This window comes from Shewanella chilikensis, assembly GCF_037953065.1.
Lineage (GTDB): Bacteria > Pseudomonadota > Gammaproteobacteria > Enterobacterales > Shewanellaceae > Shewanella > Shewanella chilikensis.
Genome location: NZ_CP149966.1, coordinates 2,386,899 through 2,402,720 on the forward strand (window position 1 = coordinate 2,386,899; position 15,822 = coordinate 2,402,720).

13 protein-coding genes are annotated in these 15,822 nt (G+C 54.1%); 7 read left to right on the forward strand and 6 right to left on the reverse strand.

Translation table 11 applies throughout. The features are described from left to right. Positions 1-13 precede the first annotated feature (13 nt). The 6 genes from ruvB to WKR14_RS10975 form a co-directional block, all read right to left on the reverse strand. Complete coding sequence (ruvB, locus tag WKR14_RS10950; protein WP_025009694.1) at positions 14-1,018, reverse strand: Holliday junction branch migration DNA helicase RuvB; 1,005 nt, start codon at positions 1,016-1,018, stop codon at positions 14-16. A gap of 35 nt (positions 1,019-1,053) precedes the next feature. Next, complete coding sequence (ruvA, locus tag WKR14_RS10955; RefSeq protein ID WP_101056564.1) at positions 1,054-1,671, reverse strand: Holliday junction branch migration protein RuvA; 618 nt, start codon at positions 1,669-1,671, stop codon at positions 1,054-1,056. After that, positions 1,668-2,189 carry a crossover junction endodeoxyribonuclease RuvC gene (ruvC, locus tag WKR14_RS10960; RefSeq protein WP_025889772.1) on the reverse strand — a complete coding sequence of 174 codons (522 nt, stop codon included), beginning with the start codon at positions 2,187-2,189 and terminating at the stop codon, positions 1,668-1,670. Before ruvC ends, ruvA begins: the two co-directional genes overlap by 4 nt. Before the next feature lie 11 nt (positions 2,190-2,200). Next, positions 2,201-2,947 carry a YebC/PmpR family DNA-binding transcriptional regulator gene (locus WKR14_RS10965; protein WP_039032909.1) on the reverse strand — a complete coding sequence of 249 codons (747 nt, stop codon included), beginning with the start codon at positions 2,945-2,947 and terminating at the stop codon, positions 2,201-2,203. A gap of 106 nt (positions 2,948-3,053) precedes the next feature. Continuing rightward, positions 3,054-4,835 (reverse strand): aspartate--tRNA ligase, encoded by a 1,782-nt coding sequence (gene aspS, locus WKR14_RS10970; protein WP_101056565.1) that lies wholly within the window; start codon positions 4,833-4,835, stop codon positions 3,054-3,056. Positions 4,836-5,023: 188 nt separating this feature from the next. After that, on the reverse strand, positions 5,024-7,831 hold the full coding sequence (locus WKR14_RS10975; RefSeq protein WP_420884234.1) for a diguanylate cyclase domain-containing protein: 2,808 nt from the start codon (positions 7,829-7,831) through the stop codon (positions 5,024-5,026). Positions 7,832-7,987: 156 nt separating this feature from the next. Here WKR14_RS10975 and cmoA point away from each other — a divergent pair, with 156 nt between their 5' ends. The 7 genes from cmoA (at position 7,988) to WKR14_RS11010 (ending at position 15,815) form a co-directional block, all read left to right on the forward strand. Then, a complete protein-coding gene (gene cmoA / locus WKR14_RS10980) occupies positions 7,988-8,719 on the forward strand; it encodes a carboxy-S-adenosyl-L-methionine synthase CmoA (RefSeq protein WP_101056566.1) in 732 nt (243 codons plus the stop codon). Next, positions 8,716-9,684: a tRNA 5-methoxyuridine(34)/uridine 5-oxyacetic acid(34) synthase CmoB gene (gene cmoB, locus WKR14_RS10985; RefSeq protein ID WP_101056567.1), complete on the forward strand. Its 969-nt coding sequence runs from the start codon at positions 8,716-8,718 to the stop codon at positions 9,682-9,684. Before cmoA ends, cmoB begins: the two co-directional genes overlap by 4 nt. A 63-nt stretch (positions 9,685-9,747) precedes the next feature. Further along, complete coding sequence (locus WKR14_RS10990) at positions 9,748-10,512, forward strand: ATP-dependent zinc protease (RefSeq protein WP_039032905.1); 765 nt, start codon at positions 9,748-9,750, stop codon at positions 10,510-10,512. 8 nt (positions 10,513-10,520) lie between these two features. After that, the gene (locus tag WKR14_RS10995) at positions 10,521-12,026 is read left to right on the forward strand and encodes an inactive transglutaminase family protein (protein WP_101056568.1); all 1,506 of its coding nucleotides are present in this window, start codon (positions 10,521-10,523) and stop codon (positions 12,024-12,026) included. Between the two features lies 1 nt (position 12,027). Further along, positions 12,028-12,975 (forward strand): alpha-L-glutamate ligase-like protein, encoded by a 948-nt coding sequence (locus tag WKR14_RS11000; protein ID WP_039032903.1) that lies wholly within the window; start codon positions 12,028-12,030, stop codon positions 12,973-12,975. Next, positions 12,947-14,785 carry a M3 family metallopeptidase gene (locus WKR14_RS11005; protein WP_339086106.1) on the forward strand — a complete coding sequence of 613 codons (1,839 nt, stop codon included), beginning with the start codon at positions 12,947-12,949 and terminating at the stop codon, positions 14,783-14,785. The genes WKR14_RS11000 and WKR14_RS11005 overlap by 29 nt, the downstream gene beginning before the upstream one ends. Further along, positions 14,745-15,815 (forward strand): DUF3541 domain-containing protein, encoded by a 1,071-nt coding sequence (locus WKR14_RS11010; RefSeq protein ID WP_224867507.1) that lies wholly within the window; start codon positions 14,745-14,747, stop codon positions 15,813-15,815. The genes WKR14_RS11005 and WKR14_RS11010 overlap by 41 nt, the downstream gene beginning before the upstream one ends. Positions 15,816-15,822: the final 7 nt, after the last annotated feature.

Genomic DNA, 15,822 nt, shown 5'->3' on the forward strand with positions numbered 1-15,822 from the left:
TTCCCTTTTCTGACTATTCCGGCTTTATCATCTCAAAATGGCTGTAGGCCCTGGCAGTGGCTATCCTGCCCCTGGGAGTACGCTGGATAAAACCTTGCTGGATAAGAAATGGCTCCAGCACATCTTCTATGGTTTCCCGCTCTTCGCCTATGGCCGCCGCCAAGTTGTCGAGCCCCACTGGCCCCCCCATAAACTTGTCGATGATCGCCAGCAGCAACTTGCGGTCCATGTAATCGAAGCCTTCGCCGTCCACATCCAGCATATCCAGCGCTTGCTCGGCCACCAACTTGGTGATCCGGCCATCGTGTTTCACCTCGGCAAAATCACGCACCCGTCTGAGCAGGCGGTTGGCGATCCGCGGGGTTCCGCGGGCTCGGCGGGCAATTTCCCTGGCGCCGTCAGAGTCCATCTGCAGTTCCAACATGTTGGCAGAGCGGGCAACTATGGTGCTGAGGTCGTCCACATTGTAAAACTCAAGTCGCAGCGGGATCCCGAAACGAGCCCTTAACGGCGAAGTGAGCGCACCGGCGCGGGTGGTGGCTCCCACCAGGGTAAATGGCGGCAAGTCCAGTTTGATGGAACGGGCCGCCGGGCCCTCGCCTATCATGATATCCAGTTGATAGTCTTCCATCGCCGGATAGAGAATTTCTTCCACCACTGGGCTGAGACGGTGAATTTCATCGATAAACAGGACATCGCCCGGCTCGAGATTGGTCAGCAATGCCGCTAGATCGCCGGCTTTTTCCAGCACAGGCCCCGAGGTGGACTTGATATTCACCCCCATCTCATTGGCCACTATCATTGCCAAGGTGGTCTTGCCAAGCCCAGGCGGGCCGTAGATCAACATGTGATCCAAGGCTTCCTGGCGGTTTTTGGCGGCTTGAATAAACACCTTGAGCTGAGCGCGTGCCTCATTCTGACCTGTGTACTCGTCCAGTAACTTGGGACGCATCGCCCGATCGATAAGCTCCTCCTGAGGAGAGCTTTGGGGTTGGATCAGTCTGTCGGCCTCTATCATGCCTTTACCTTCATTCCTCAGTTATCCGCTCCATGTTACAGCATGGATTTGAGTGCGGCTTTGATCAGGGTTTCTGAATCTATGCCTTCAACAAAGGCGCTGGAAACCGCTTTGCTGGCCTGGGCGGGTTTATAACCCAAAGAGAGCAAGGCTGCAATGGCATCTTCTTCGGCGCTGTTGGGCGCTTCTGCCGGGGTAAAGTTGGACTTGAGCACAAACTCACGTTCATTGCCGTTGGAGGCTTCCATCAGGCTCTTGAGCTTATCGCGCATCTCAACCAATAAACGCTCGGCGGTCTTCTTGCCCACCCCAGGCAGTTTGACCAAGGTGGCGATATCGTCGCGCTCGACACAACTGACAAATTCCTGCGCCGTCAGCCCCGACAGTATGGTCAGCGCCAACTTGGGGCCGACACCATTGGCCTTGATAAGTAATCTGAACAGGGCTCTTTCCTGCTTGGTAATAAAACCATACAGCAGCTGAGCATCTTCACGCACCACAAAGTGGGTATAGAGAGTGGTGCTCTGTTGCAGTTCCGGCAGTTCATAAAAGCTGGTCAGCGGCATCTGCAGTTCATAGCCCACGCCATGCACATCCAACAACACTTCCGGAGCTTGCTTTTCCAGCAATATTCCCTGTAAACGCCCTATCATCTGTATCTTCCATAGCTGCGGGCCGTTGCCCGGCCGCCAAGGGCAACCAGACTCTGGCAAGTATGATAATGACACACGGCCACGGCGAGCGCATCTGCCGCATCCGCCTGCGGGGCGGACGGCAGTTTGAGCAGCTGCTGGATCATGTGTTGTACCTGAGTTTTCTGGGCCCTGCCCGTCCCGACCACGGCGCTTTTGATCTGGGTTGCCGTGTATTCAGCCACCGGTAAATTCGCCACTGTGGCCGCCACTATGGCCGCGCCTCTGGCCTGGCCCAATTTCAGTGCCGAATCGGCATTTTTGGCCAGGAACACTTTCTCAATGGCAAACTGCTCCGGCTGATATTGGCGGATAATCTCCGACAGGCCGTCGAATATCTGTTTGAGACGGGAGGGAAGGTCCTCGCAGCTGGTGCGAATGCAACCGCTGCCGAGATAAATCTGGTGCCTTCCCTGACACTGGATCACGCCGTAGCCTGTGATCCGTGAGCCAGGGTCGACACCCAAAATAATCGCCATAGTCCGCCTTATCAGCCGAGGCGTTCCATCACATCATCGGCAATTTCCGCGTTGTGATAGACTTCCTGAACGTCGTCATGATCTTCCAACGTGTCGATAAGACGCAGGAACTTGGCGGCGGTATCTTCATCCAGATCGGCCTTGGTCGATGGCACCATGGTCACTTCGGCATTCACCGCTTCAACCCCTATGGCATCCAGTGCATCTTTTACCGCACCGAAATCAGCAGGTGCAGTGTAAACATCCACAGAGCCGTCATCATTGCTGACCACATCTTCGGCACCGGCTTCCAGCGCGGCTTCCATGATGGCATCTTCATCAACGCCTTCTTCGTAGCTGATAACGCCCTGCTTGGTGAACAGATACGCCACTGAGCCATCTGTCCCCAGGTTGCCGCCGGACTTATTGAAGGCGTTACGTACGCCGGTAACAGTACGGTTGCGGTTGTCTGTCATACACTCGACCATAACGGCGGTGCCGCCTGGGCCATAACCTTCATAAACCACGGTTTCCAGCGCCTGACCATCGAGCTCACCGGCACCGCGCTTAACCGCACGATCGACTGTGTCACGGGTCATGTTGTTGGACAGCGCTTTGTCGATAGCGGCACGTAAACGGGGGTTGGAATCCGGATCTGAGCCACCTTCGCGGGCTGATACTGTCAGCTCGCGGATAAGTTTGGTGAACAGTTTACCGCGCTTGGCATCTTGAGCGGCCTTGCGGTGTTTGATGTTGGCCCATTTACTATGACCTGCCATAGGTATATCTCCTCTCAATACCGGTTTAAATTCAAACCGGTAAAAAAACAGACCGAGGCTTATGCCCCGGTTTGATTCACACTTTTATGACTTCAAGCTCAGTCCTTCAGACTTCAGCTTTGTCGGCCGCCTTTTCAGCAACCTTGATACCCAATTCCACCAGTTGTTGTGGATTGGCCTCACCCGGTGCATTGGTCAACGGGCAGGCTGCGGTAGTGGTTTTCGGGAACGCCATCACGTCACGAATCGAGCTGGCGCCTGTCATCAGCATTACCAGACGGTCGAGACCGAAGGCCAAACCTGCATGCGGTGGTGTGCCGTAGCGCAGTGCTTCCAGCAGGAAGCCGAATTTTTCTTTGGCTTCTTCATCTGTGATCCCAAGAATCCGGAATACTGTGGCCTGCATCTCCTGGTTGTGGATACGCACAGAGCCGCCGCCGAGTTCGGTACCATTAAGTACCATATCATAAGCGTCTGATACCGTCTCGGCCGGGTTGGCTTCCAGCTCAGCCGGAGTCACGCCCCGCGGCGCGGTAAACGGATGGTGCACTGCGTACAAACGGCCGTCGGCCTTTTCGAACATAGGGAAGTCCACAACCCACAGCGGCGCCCACTCGCCCTGGAGCAGGTTGAAATCTTCACCCAGCTTCAGACGCAGCGCGCCCATGGCTTCGGCAACCACGTTGGCCTTGTCGGCACCAAACAGAATGATATCACCGCTTTGCGCGCCGGTGCGCTCCAGCAGCGCCTTGACGATATCTTCATTGAGGAACTTGAGCACAGGTGACTGAATGCCTTCCATGCCGGCAGCCAGGTCGTTGACCTTCATCCAGGCCAGACCGCGAGCGCCATAGATACCGACATACTTGGTGTAGTCGTCTATCTGCTTACGGGACAACTCGGCGCCGCCCGGCACCCGGATAACCGCCACTCGGCCTTCAACATCGTTGGCCGGGCCGTTGAATACCGCAAACTCAACATCCTTGACCAGATCGGCCACGTCCACCAGTTCCAGTGGGTTACGCAGATCCGGCTTGTCGGAGCCGAAACGGCGCATGGCTTCGGCATAGGTCATGGTCGGGAATTCCCCCAGGTCCACGTTGAGCAGTTCGAGGAACAGACTGCGCACCATCTCCTCGGTCTTTTGCATCACCTGCTCAGAGCTCATGAAAGAGGTTTCGATATCAATCTGGGTAAATTCAGGCTGACGGTCGGCGCGCAAGTCTTCGTCGCGGAAACATTTGACGATTTGGTAGTAACGGTCGAAACCTGACATCATCAACAGCTGTTTGAACAGCTGAGGCGACTGAGGCAAGGCGAAGAACTGCCCCTTGTAAGTGCGGCTTGGCACCAGATAGTCACGGGCGCCTTCCGGCGTGGCCTTGGTCAGAATAGGGGTTTCGATATCCAAAAAGCCGTTGCTGTCCATAAAACGACGCACGGCACTGGTGACCTTGGCGCGGAAAATCAGTCGCTGGGCCATTTCCGGACGACGCAGGTCCAGATAGCGATACTTGAGACGCTGCTCTTCACTGTTGTTTTGGAAGTTATCCATACTCAGCGGCAGTGGGTCGGCGGCGTTGATTATGGTCAGTTCCTTACCCAGCACCTCGATTTCGCCGGTACGCATATGAGCGTTGACCTGGCTGTCGGGACGGGCTCTGACCACACCTTTGACCTGGACACAGAATTCGCTGCGCAGTGTGCTGGCGACATCGAAAACCTCAGGCAAGTCCGGGTCATATACTACCTGGATCAGTCCTTCACGATCCCGGAGATCCAAAAACACCACACCACCCAAGTCGCGGCTACGGTTTACCCAACCCACCAGGGTCACTTCTTGTCCAACGTGGGACTTGTTTACGTCCCCACAATAATGACTGCGCATCTGCTTTATATCCTTTATTCCGGCCTGCTGAGCTCTGGAATGATTCAACACGATAAGAGCGGCATTATAGAGAAAATCTGCCACTTACCAAAGTACTTCACTTTCAGACGGTGAAGTATCAAACAGTTTGCTCCCTTTGACCAGTGGCTGAACCAAGGTCAAGGCACGAGCGTTCAAAATAACAACAATCAGGCACTACGATAACAGTTGCCGCCGCCCTTTTTAGCGCGATACATGAGTTGATCGGCCCGTTTGAGCAGTTCGATGGCGTTGTCACCGTCCACCGGATACACGCTGATCCCGACACTGAGCGACAGCTGCACACTGATATCTTGCCACTTAAGAGGCCCTGCCAGCGATTGGATCAAGTTCTCCGCCACCTGGCAGACAGCATCGAAATCCTGAATCCGATTGAGGATCACCACAAACTCGTCGCCACCAAAGCGCACCAGGGTATCAGATTTGCGAATAACAGTAGCCAAGCGTTCTGTTACTTGTAGCAGCATTCTATCTCCTACCTCATGGCCATAGGTGTCGTTAATGGCCTTAAAGCCATCGACACCCAAAAACAGCACAGCAAAGTGCTCCTGCTCTCTGGCATGTTGCAAAAACGCCTGCTCCAGCCTGTCATCGAGTAGCGCCCTGTTGGGTAAGCCGGTGAGCGGATCGTGATTGGCCAGGTGTGCCATCTTGAGCTCGGCCTCGCGCCTTAAGCTCATTTCCCGGCTGAGGCGCCGATTGAGCTGCAACACCAGCAGCACAATAAACAGTGCAATCAAGAGTGCCAGTAAAAAATAGCCAAGCCACTCCTTGTATTCTTGGCTCTTATCGGTAATCACAGTGCCAACCCATTTTTGATGGATCCTTTGCCTTTGGCTGTCATCCAGTCCCCTTATGGCTCGGTTAATCAAAGGCACCAGCGACTTATGACCAGGCGTGACACCGATATGACTTTTCTGATCGGCCATATCGGTTATCAGGTTCATCTTCAGCGCCGGATATTGCCCGGTAGAAAGTGCTGAGCCCAGCGATACCACTTTATCGATAAAGAGATCTGCCCTTCCCTGGCTGACGGCCTCCAATCCTTCACGCATGCCGGGCACCAACACCGGGATTATCCCCTGGCTCTTGGCCATAAGTTCACCGGCGAGCTGATAGCCTTCAACAATCGCTACCCGCTGACCATTGAGTTGCCCCAGGCTGTAAAAAGTCAGATGATCCACGGTGGAAACCATGGCCCAGGGCGATGGCCAGTAGCCGTCAGAAAAAGCCAGCGCAGCATCTTGTTCATCCCTCGCCGCCAGACTGGCGGCCATCACCACTTCACCGCTGCCAAGCGCCTTGAGGAGGTCACGCCACTCATCAAAAGCCAAGGGCTTAAGTTTTAGCCCCAACTGCTGTGCCAACCTGGTCATCACGTCGGCATTAATTCCGGCAAACTGCCCCTGTTGGTCTTCAAATTCAAAGGGAGGCCAATCCTTGAGGTAGCCCACTTTGAGCTCGGGTAAACTTTCAAGATAGCGCTGCTCTGCCTGAGTCAATGGCAGCCGACTCTGCTCCTTGCTGTAAACATGATCATCGCCATTGAGCATCCATTTGTTTTCCAGCGCCGCCAACTCCTCGCGGGTCAACAGGTTAAAGCCTGCGATCAGCCTTTGGGTCAGGCCATGGTCCTGCCTGCGGGTCAACACATAGATATCTGAGCTGAACTGCAAATCTTTGGCTTGCTGGTAATCGGCCCAGAGTCCATGAGTCAACAGATAATGCTGCGTCCAGGCCGAGGGCGAGACAAAGCCTGAGATATCGCCACGGTCAGCGGCGTTGACCATGGCATCGAGAGAGTCAAAATACTTGAGCTGTACCTTGGGCAAGGCCTGTTTCAGCTCTGTGATATAGGGCGATGATGGGAAAATCCCTAAGCGTTTGCCGGCCAAAAGTGCCAACGAATCCACCACCTGGCCTTTGAGAAACAGACGGCTGCTTTGGGTGTGCAGGTGCCAGGCACGCTTGAGTCCTGAGCTAAGGTCGTCACTTTCAGGGTAGCCAATATGGGCATCGACAATCCCCTGCTTAACCAGCCCTAAAGCGCTATTCATGTTGCCGGCAACAAACTCCACCGGCACCCCGGTTTTGGCGGACCATTTGTGCCAGATATCCACATACAGGCCATGGGGTAAACCATCCGGCCCAAGATCAGAAAACGGCTCCATATTCAGTGGCATGGCAACCGTGATCCCGTGTTGATCGGTACGATACCCCAGCCAGCGCCTTTGGGTTTGAACAATAAACTCAGGAGTGATCTGGGCAAAACCGCGATCGATTTCGGCCACCAAGGCCTGCCTTCCCTTGGCAACAGCCGGTGCCACTTGTGAGTGCTTGATCAACATCCGGTTGGCGGTTGGGTATTGCTGGGCGATACTGCGGGCCAACTGGCGGTCGCGAAGATACCCTTCCATGCCGGCAAACACCTTGATTTCTCCCCGGGATACCGCCTTGAGCAATGCGTCGCGACCTGGGTATAAGGCAAATGAAAGGCCGGGCTCCTGCGCCTTAAGATCCGATTCATGGGATGAGCCTGTGACTATCCCTATCCGATACGGCAGCAGCTTCTGAAAACTGTCCTTGTGCCTCAGTTCAAAATGCAGATAGAGGTAAGTATCAATACGGCTAATAGGCTTGGCAAATTCAAACTCGGCCTCTCGTTCCGGGGTCAAAGCCAACGCCAGATGCACATCCGCCTTGCCGTCTTTGAGTTGCCTTAATGAGTCGTTCCAATGCCGCGCCACTAGTGTGATGGGTCTTTGATTAACCCGGCTCCATTCCTGCCAAAGGTCCACCAATATCCCTTGTGGCTGGCCGGCATCATCAACAAATTGGTAGGGGTAACTGTCCTCCCCCATGACGATGACAAGCGGGGGCGCAGAAGACAGATCTTGGGTGGCCGCTTCCAGCGGCAGACATACGAGCACACACAATAGACTCAAAAGAGAGGTCAGCGATTTCAAGTGCTTATTTCCTGATAAGGCGATGTAATTATTTTGTTACTCCCGCATCATTAGACAAAAAATTTGCGTCAATTACCAGAGCACACTTGCTGCTTTCAGGCGGGATTCGGTAAAATAGGTCACTGATTTTCCCGCACTAGATTTCAGATGAACACTTCTCAAGACACCATATATGCAACTGACTGCGGTCAGGTCTCAGACTTTGCTTTTGATGATAGGGTGGCCGGCGTATTCAGCGATATGATCCGTCGCTCTGTGCCGGGTTACGGTCAGATCATCAACACCATAGGCGATTTCGCCGAGCGCTTTGTGACACAAGACAGTAAAGTCTATGATTTAGGGTGTTCTCTTGGCGCGGCAACTTTAAGTATTCGTAGGCGTATTGAAGGCAAGGGCTGCGAGATTATCGCCGTCGACAACTCACCGGCGATGACCGAGCGCTGTCAGGAGTATCTCAATGCTTATGTCAGCGATACCCAAGTGCAGCTTATTTGTGGTGATATCCGTGATGTCGCCATCGAAGACGCCTCCTTGGTGGTACTCAATTTTACTTTGCAGTTTCTGCCGCCTGAGGATCGCGATACCCTGATCCAGAAAATATATGCCGGCTTACGCCCCGGTGGTGCCTTGGTACTGTCGGAAAAAATCCGCTTCGGCGATGAAGTTATCCAACAAGTACTGGATGAACATCATCTGGATTTCAAACGCGCCAATGGCTATAGCGAGTTGGAGATCAGCCAAAAGCGCAGCGCACTGGAAAACGTGATGAAACCCGATCAACTCGACAATCACTACAACAGATTATCCCAGGCCGGTTTTGCCCATTACGGCGTCTGGTTTCAGTGCTTCAATTTCACATCCATGGTAGCTATCAAGTGATCAGTTTCAGTAATTTCTATCAACAGATTGCCGACTCCAATCTGCAGCATTGGCTGGAAACACTGCCGGCCAAACTCGGCGACTGGCAGAGAGAACACAAGCACGGCGCCCTACCCAAGTGGGAAAAAGTGCTCGCCAAGCTCAACTACCCCGCCCCCGACCGACTGGATTTCAAAGACAGTGTCACCATAGGCTCAGGTGAGCAATTGGCAACAGGGCAGCGGGAAAAACTGGAAAACCTGCTGCAGTTGCTGCATCCCTGGCGCAAGGGGCCATTTCATATTCACGGCATTCATATCGATACCGAATGGCGCTCTGATTGGAAGTGGGAGCGCGTCGCGCCCCATATCAGCCCGCTGGCAGGTAGAACCGTGCTGGATGTGGGCTGCGGCAGCGGCTATCACATGTGGCGCATGTATGGTGAAGGCGCCAAAATGGTGGTCGGTGTCGACCCCTCCTCACTATTTTTATGCCAGTTCGAAGCGGTCAAACGCCTCGCCGGCGACACTCCGCCAGTGCACCTGCTGCCTTTGGGGATAGAAGAACTGCCACCACTGGATGCCTTTGATACTGTGTTCTCCATGGGAGTGCTCTATCACAGACGTTCCCCCATTGATCACTTGTTGCAACTACGTGACCAATTGCGAACCGGAGGTGAACTCATTTTGGAGACTTTGGTCATAGAAGGTGATGAAAATGCCGTACTGCTGCCACGGGATAGATATGGAAAGATGAATAATGTATGGTTTATCCCGTCCGTTGCCGCGTTGCAACTCTGGCTTGAAAAGTGCGATTTTCGTGAGGTTCGCTGTGTCGACGTCGATGTAACATCACTGGCCGAGCAACGCTCCACGCCCTGGATGCGCAACGAATCTCTGGTGGATTACCTCGATCCGACCGACATCAATTTAACAGTGGAAGGTTACCCCGCCCCCAAACGGGCAACCTTTATCGCGATTAAGTAAGTCGAGTTCACCGAACCCTATATAAAAGTGACGCAATCTGGAAAACAGAATACAGGAAGCACTATGTTGAAACAGACGATTTCAATCGCCGTCATGGCCTCCATGGCAACACTTGCCGGCGGCTGCGCCAGCACTCAGGAAGTGGCCAATGCCCCGGTGCCGGTCGACGCCCAGACCTTGCAGTCCAACCTCGCCTCTCAGGAAGCCAGCATAGTCAATGTGATTGCTCAGGCTCAGAATCAACAGCAACAGCATCTGGATGCCCTGAATACTCAGCTTCAGAGTTTGCAACAGCAGATGAAGAAACTGCAGCAGCCCCCCAAGGAAACCATCAAGGAAGTACAGGTGCCTGCGCCCTGCGAAGCCTCGCCCATTGGCGACAAATATATTCTCGGTGAAGTCGAAAGCGTCTTTATCGATGAGCTGAATGCCAGTTTCGATACCCGTATCGATACCGGCGCCGAATCCTCTTCACTCGATGCCCGCAACATTATTCTGTTTGAGCGTGACGGCGCCCAGTGGGTTAGATTCGATGTGATGATCAATGGCGCGGATGCGCCGGGAAAAACTTTCGAATCCAAGGTGGTACGTTTTGTTCGTATCAAGCAAGAGGCCGATGAAAAAGACGATCGCCGTCCGGTAATCCACGCCCACCTCAAAATAGGCAAATATGCCGCCGAAACCGATCTTAACCTTACCGACCGCAGTCACCTCGAATATCCTTTGCTGCTCGGCCGCAAGTTTATGAAAGACATAGCCGTTGTCGATGTAGGCCAAGCTTACCTGCACGGCAAAGCCAAAGACTTAGTGATTTCGAGCCATAAATAGGAGCGGTAATGCATTCACGGAAACCTTTCTACCTGGTGGTAGCTCTGCTGTTTATTGTTGGGCTCAGCGCCAGTATTTATCGTGGTATTGAACACAATGTACCCTTCCTGCCCGGTGAGCAGGTGCAAAGTTGGGCAGTCGATGCCAAAGTGAGTTTTCAGGGTACGGGAGGTCCGGCAGAAGTCTCTTTCTCCCTGCCACAGGATCCGGCATTTGAAGTCTTGATGGAAAATGCCACCTCCCCGGGTTATGGCCTGACTATCAGCAACAATGAACAGGGCCGCCGTGCGCTTTGGTCGATTCGTCAGGCCAATGGCCAACAAGACCTCTACTATAAAGTCACCCTGATCCCCACAGGCCGTGAAATACTCAAGGCTCAGGAAGAACCTCTGCCGCCGATACCTTACATCTGGTCAGCGACCGAGAAAGCCGCCGCCGAGCAGGTGATGGACGAAGCCTGGGCTCGCAGTGCCGGTAACCTCTCTTTTGCCCGTGAGATCATGCGCGCCATTGCCGGCCGCGATCGCAGTCAAAACATAGAACTGCTGCTGTCGGCTAACTCACCCACCAAGCTGTTTGTCCATATGCTCAACAGCCGCGGTATCCCGACTCAGGAAGTCAATGGGCTATATCTGGAAGATCAGCGCCGTCGGCAGCAACTGTCTCCCTTTGTCGAAGTCTATCAGGACGGTCAATGGCACCTGTTCGATCTGGTCAAAGGCACAGAAGGCCGTCCGGAAAACATGGTGCTGTGGGAGCGCAATGGCAAATCGGTATTGGACGTACTGGGTGGCAGCAACTCCCAGGTCAACTTCTCCATGCTGAAAGACACACGTTCAGCCCTGGCGACCTCCATTGATATGATGGCCAAAAACAGCGCCTTCGACTTCTCTCTCTACCAACTGCCGCTGGAAGAGCAGAGCCTGTTCAAGGGTATTTTGCTGATCCCCATCGGAGTGCTGATGGTGGTATTCCTTAGAGTTATCATAGGCATCAAGACTTCAGGTACCTTCATGCCTGTGCTTATCGCCCTGGCCTTTATCCAGACCACACTGCTGACCGGCCTGATAGGTTTCCTGCTGATTGTGGCCTTTGGCTTGATGATCCGCTCCTATCTATCACATCTGAACCTGTTGCTGATTTCGCGAATATCGGCGGTGATCATAGTGGTGATAGGCATCATAGGCCTGTTTACCCTGCTGTCGTACAAGTTTGGCCTCAGTGAAGGCCTGACTATCACCTTCTTCCCGATGATCATTCTCGCCTGGACCATTGAACGTATGTCTATCCTCTGGGAAGAGGAAGGCGCCAAAGAAGTAATGGTACAAGGTGGCGGTTCACTTCTGGTAGCCATTCTGGCTTATCTGGCCATGAGCGCCACTTGGGTACAGCACTGGGTGTTCAACTTTCTGGGTATCCATTTGGTGATCCTGGCGCTGGTGCTGTTGATGGGTCAGTACACGGGTTATCGACTGCTGGAGCTCAAGCGCTTCAAGCCACTGGCAGGAGAATAAGATGAATTTTGCCTGGCCATGGCAGCTACGCCGCGCTGGCGTGCTGAATATGAACAAGCGTAATATCGACTATATTGGCCGCTACAACCCGCGCAAGTTTTACAAACGAGTGGACGACAAGCTCACCACCAAGCAACTGGCGCTTGCCAATGATATTGCCGTGCCCGATCTCATAGGCGTGGTGCGCGAGCAACACGGTATCAATAGCATTCCCGAGCAGGTAAAAGATCGCAGCGGCTTTGTGATCAAACCCTCCAAAGGCTCGGGCGGCAAAGGGATCTTGGTGATCACCCATGTGGAAAACGGTCGCTTCTATAAGCCCAACGGCAATGAAGTCACCCCGAGCGAGGTCGATCGCCACGTTTCCAATATCCTCAGCGGCCTGTTCTCCCTCGGTGGCAAGCCGGATGTAGCTATTATTGAGGGCTTGATTGAGTTCGATCCCGTATTCGATGGCTTCAGCTATGAAGGGGTTCCGGATATCCGCCTGATAGTGTTCAAGGGTTTTCCTGTGATGGGAATGCTCAGGTTGTCCACCGCCGCTTCCGATGGCAAGGCCAACCTGCACCAGGGCGCGGTTGGTGTCGGCTTGGATATCGCCACCGGCCGCGGTCTGCATGCGGTGCAGTTTGACCGCCCGGTCGATTTGCATCCGGACACGGGGCGTAACCTGATTGAAATCGAGGTGCCCCACTGGGATACCTTGTTGCACACGGCCTCGAGCGCCTATGAGATGTGCGAACTGGGTTATCTGGGAACCGATATGGTACTGGATCAAAACAAGGGACCACTGCTGCTGGAGCTCAACGCCCGTCCCGGGCTTGCCATCCAGATAGCCAATGGCATGGGGATATTGCCAAGGCTGCAGCATGTGGAAAGAATGACGGGCAAACCCATGTCAGTGGAAGAACGGGTCGCTTATGCCAAGAAGCACTTTGCCAGCCGCTAACTCCGGCCTGAGTCCGTCTCGCCTCAAGTCCAGGCTGCCACTGTCGTTGTTGGCTTCGCTGCTGGCATCGACAATGGCCTCGGGTATTTCCCCCGCCTTGGCCGCGCCTGATGCCGTCCCCTTGCTGACGGCTCAATGTGTCGAATACAGCAGCAATTTTCAACCTGAATTTCAAGATCTGCAGCTGCTGGAGCGGCAAACCCTCGGGCTGCACAATATCAATGACCGCCTCGGTTATTATCGGAGTTTTCCCCTGTCAGCGGCGCAGCATGAGCTGCTGTTGCAGTGTCAGTTGAAACTGGCCGACACCATGGATAGATTCCTGAGCGAACCGGCGCTGATAAGCCTGACATCCGAACTGAACCAGGATGATGAGCCACAGCTTCAGGCATTGGCCCAGAGGTTGGACTGGTTGATGCAACAACATCTGGGCATAGAGGAAAAAGCACGCCTTCATGGCGCCCAGGCCAGCATTCGCCAGGGAATGCGCAGTGACGATCTCAAGCTGGAGTTGGGACAATGCGCCCTGCCCGGCATGCAACAGGCTCTCAACCCCGAAGATAATTCAGCGGAGCAGGAAGCCGCTCAATCAGCCCAAAAGCCCGGCTTTTTTGCAGTCAATATCGCCTCTTACTTGATGCAACAGGCCGATGGTGATTGTCGCGCCAAGGTTTGGCGCACTTATCAGGGCCGCGCCAGATTACGCAATCAACTGCCGCTGTCATCTGTGTTTGCCCTGAGACAAGAGCAAGCCAAGGCGCTCGGTTACCCGAGCTACAGTGATTTTATCCTCAGTACTCAGTTGCTGAGCACCCCAAGCGATGTGGCCAAGTTTCTCGATGCCAGCACTCAAAAACTGGATTACGCCCCTTGGGATCTGGGCCGCGAGTTACAACAGGCCCAGTCAACAGAAATGGTCGCCCTCAAAGGCTCTGAAGTACTAAAAGCTCTGTTTGACCATCTCAAACCGCTGGGATTAACCGCAGAGCGGATTAACGACGACTGGCTCAGGGTGTATCACCATGGTCGGCTGTTGGGTGAACTGCTTATCAGCGAAGGTAAACACAACCGCCATAAAATGCTGCGCCGCGCCGTTGTCGGCCAACAAACCGGCCAGAGCGAGCTGGTGCTTAAGCCTCAGCAAGTGAAGCTCAAGGACTATCAGACCGCAGTTTCTTCCCTGAGCGCCGCCATAGCCCAACTCAGTGGTGGCGGTCGTTATTATCTCAACAACAGTCTGGAGTTGCCTCAGGATGGCGCCGGAGTGGGCAAAGCCTGGCTGGAACGCTATCTGAGCGGCGCCTTTACGTTCTCACTCAAGCCGGCTCCTGGCTCGCGCGAACAACTGGCCGAAGAATACCAGCAGCAGCTCAAGGTGTTTCGTGCCAAAGTGGCCCTCGCCAGCTTTGAAGCCTTTGGCAACAGCCAATACCCACAGCTGCACAAGGCGTTTGCAGCCAGTTTTAATGGCTCTTGGCCCGAAGTCAGTGACTATAGCTACAGCTTTGGCGCCATCAGCGATCAGGGGCCGCTCTATTATCTCGGGCTCTGGCAACAACAGCTTGCCAAAGCGATAGATGTTCACACCCGGGGCTGCAACCCGGCGCAACTATTTGATCTCTTGCTGGTCAACGAATCAGCCCAACCTATGGCCGCCCGTTTGCAAAGCCTGTTTGGCGCTGCCGATGCGGCCACACTCATCCGGAGGATACGCGATGCCAATACTCAAGAGAACCGGTCAACTGACACTTGCCCTCTGCCTGGGAGTGATGAGCAGTACCCTGGCCGCCAAGAGCCAGCCCAGCGCTGATGAGGTTTATCAACGCATTCAGCAGAATCTGGAGCAGCATCTCTACCAGCTGCCCCCAAGGGTGCAAGGCCATTACGGGATCCGTCTCTATCGGATGACAGGTGACGAGCAGTACGCCAACGCCGCCTTGGTGGATCTGTTTGCGGTTACTGAAGCGCAAAGCTTCTATGCCTGCCAGCTGGACGACCCTGAATTTGTCAAAAGTGAATCGCTCAAGGCGATATCCCAACTGGGCAATGGCCCCCGGGCCAAGGCACGCAAAAAAGCGCTCAAACCCTTCCCCGAATTTCTGTTTTATACCGATGTGCTGCTGCGCTACGCCAGCCGTATAAATGAGTTTGGTTTTACCGGCCCCTGCCACGACAAGTTGCTCAAAGGGCTCAAAAGTACAGATCTGCAGCACGGCCTGACCGACGAAGCCATGATTGAAGCCTGGGCGGCGCAGCTGATCAATTATGTTTACTGGGCCAAGCAACTTGGCGTTGGCGATTACCTGGAAGACTACAAGGCCGCCTTCAAACGTGTCTACCCGGATGCCGAGGATGACAAGCTCAGTAAGGCACAATATCGCAATAAGCTCTATGGCATGACTCACTTTATCTTCGCCGCCAGCGAATACTATCAGCACCCGGTTGATGCCAAGGAGTTCGCCTGGATCCTCGACTACTTCGAAGCCAACCGCGAGCGGATCCTCAGTGATGCCACCAACGATATTATTGCCGAAGTAGGAATAAGCTATCTGCTCGCCGGCAAGGGCAAAGATCATCCCATGGTGAAAGCCACTCAGGCGCACATCATCAAGTCCTTCGATCCTGAGGTGGACTTTATTCGCTCCCCCAAAGGCAACCCGGCGCTGGCTCTGGGGGAACACCGTAATGTGCTGGCGATGATGCTGCTCAAATGGCCGGAAAAACTGCATAAAGGCCCCTATTTGAGTGAGCTCAAGGCGACCCGAAAATACCTGCCGATGCAGGTGACGCCACTCGAGTCGGTCAAACAGGCGACCGAGTCGACGAAAAAGGCTAAATAGTTTGAAA

What these genes read in the sequence shown, in the direction of transcription:
- ruvB (WP_025009694.1), bottom strand. Translation starts at nt 1,018, where the DNA reads ATGATAGAGGCCGACAGACTGATCCAACCCCAAAGCTCTCCTCAGGAG.
- ruvA (WP_101056564.1), bottom strand. Translation starts at nt 1,671, where the DNA reads ATGATAGGGCGTTTACAGGGAATATTGCTGGAAAAGCAAGCTCCGGAA.
- ruvC (WP_025889772.1), bottom strand. Translation starts at nt 2,189, where the DNA reads ATGGCGATTATTTTGGGTGTCGACCCTGGCTCACGGATCACAGGCTAC.
- WKR14_RS10965 (WP_039032909.1), bottom strand. Translation starts at nt 2,947, where the DNA reads ATGGCAGGTCATAGTAAATGGGCCAACATCAAACACCGCAAGGCCGCT.
- aspS (WP_101056565.1), bottom strand. Translation starts at nt 4,835, where the DNA reads ATGCGCAGTCATTATTGTGGGGACGTAAACAAGTCCCACGTTGGACAA.
- cmoA (WP_101056566.1), top strand. Translation starts at nt 7,988, where the DNA reads ATGAACACTTCTCAAGACACCATATATGCAACTGACTGCGGTCAGGTC.
- WKR14_RS10990 (WP_039032905.1), top strand. Translation starts at nt 9,748, where the DNA reads ATGTTGAAACAGACGATTTCAATCGCCGTCATGGCCTCCATGGCAACA.
- WKR14_RS10995 (WP_101056568.1), top strand. Translation starts at nt 10,521, where the DNA reads ATGCATTCACGGAAACCTTTCTACCTGGTGGTAGCTCTGCTGTTTATT.
- WKR14_RS11000 (WP_039032903.1), top strand. Translation starts at nt 12,028, where the DNA reads ATGAATTTTGCCTGGCCATGGCAGCTACGCCGCGCTGGCGTGCTGAAT.
- WKR14_RS11005 (WP_339086106.1), top strand. Translation starts at nt 12,947, where the DNA reads ATGCCAAGAAGCACTTTGCCAGCCGCTAACTCCGGCCTGAGTCCGTCT.
- WKR14_RS11010 (WP_224867507.1), top strand. Translation starts at nt 14,745, where the DNA reads ATGAGCAGTACCCTGGCCGCCAAGAGCCAGCCCAGCGCTGATGAGGTT.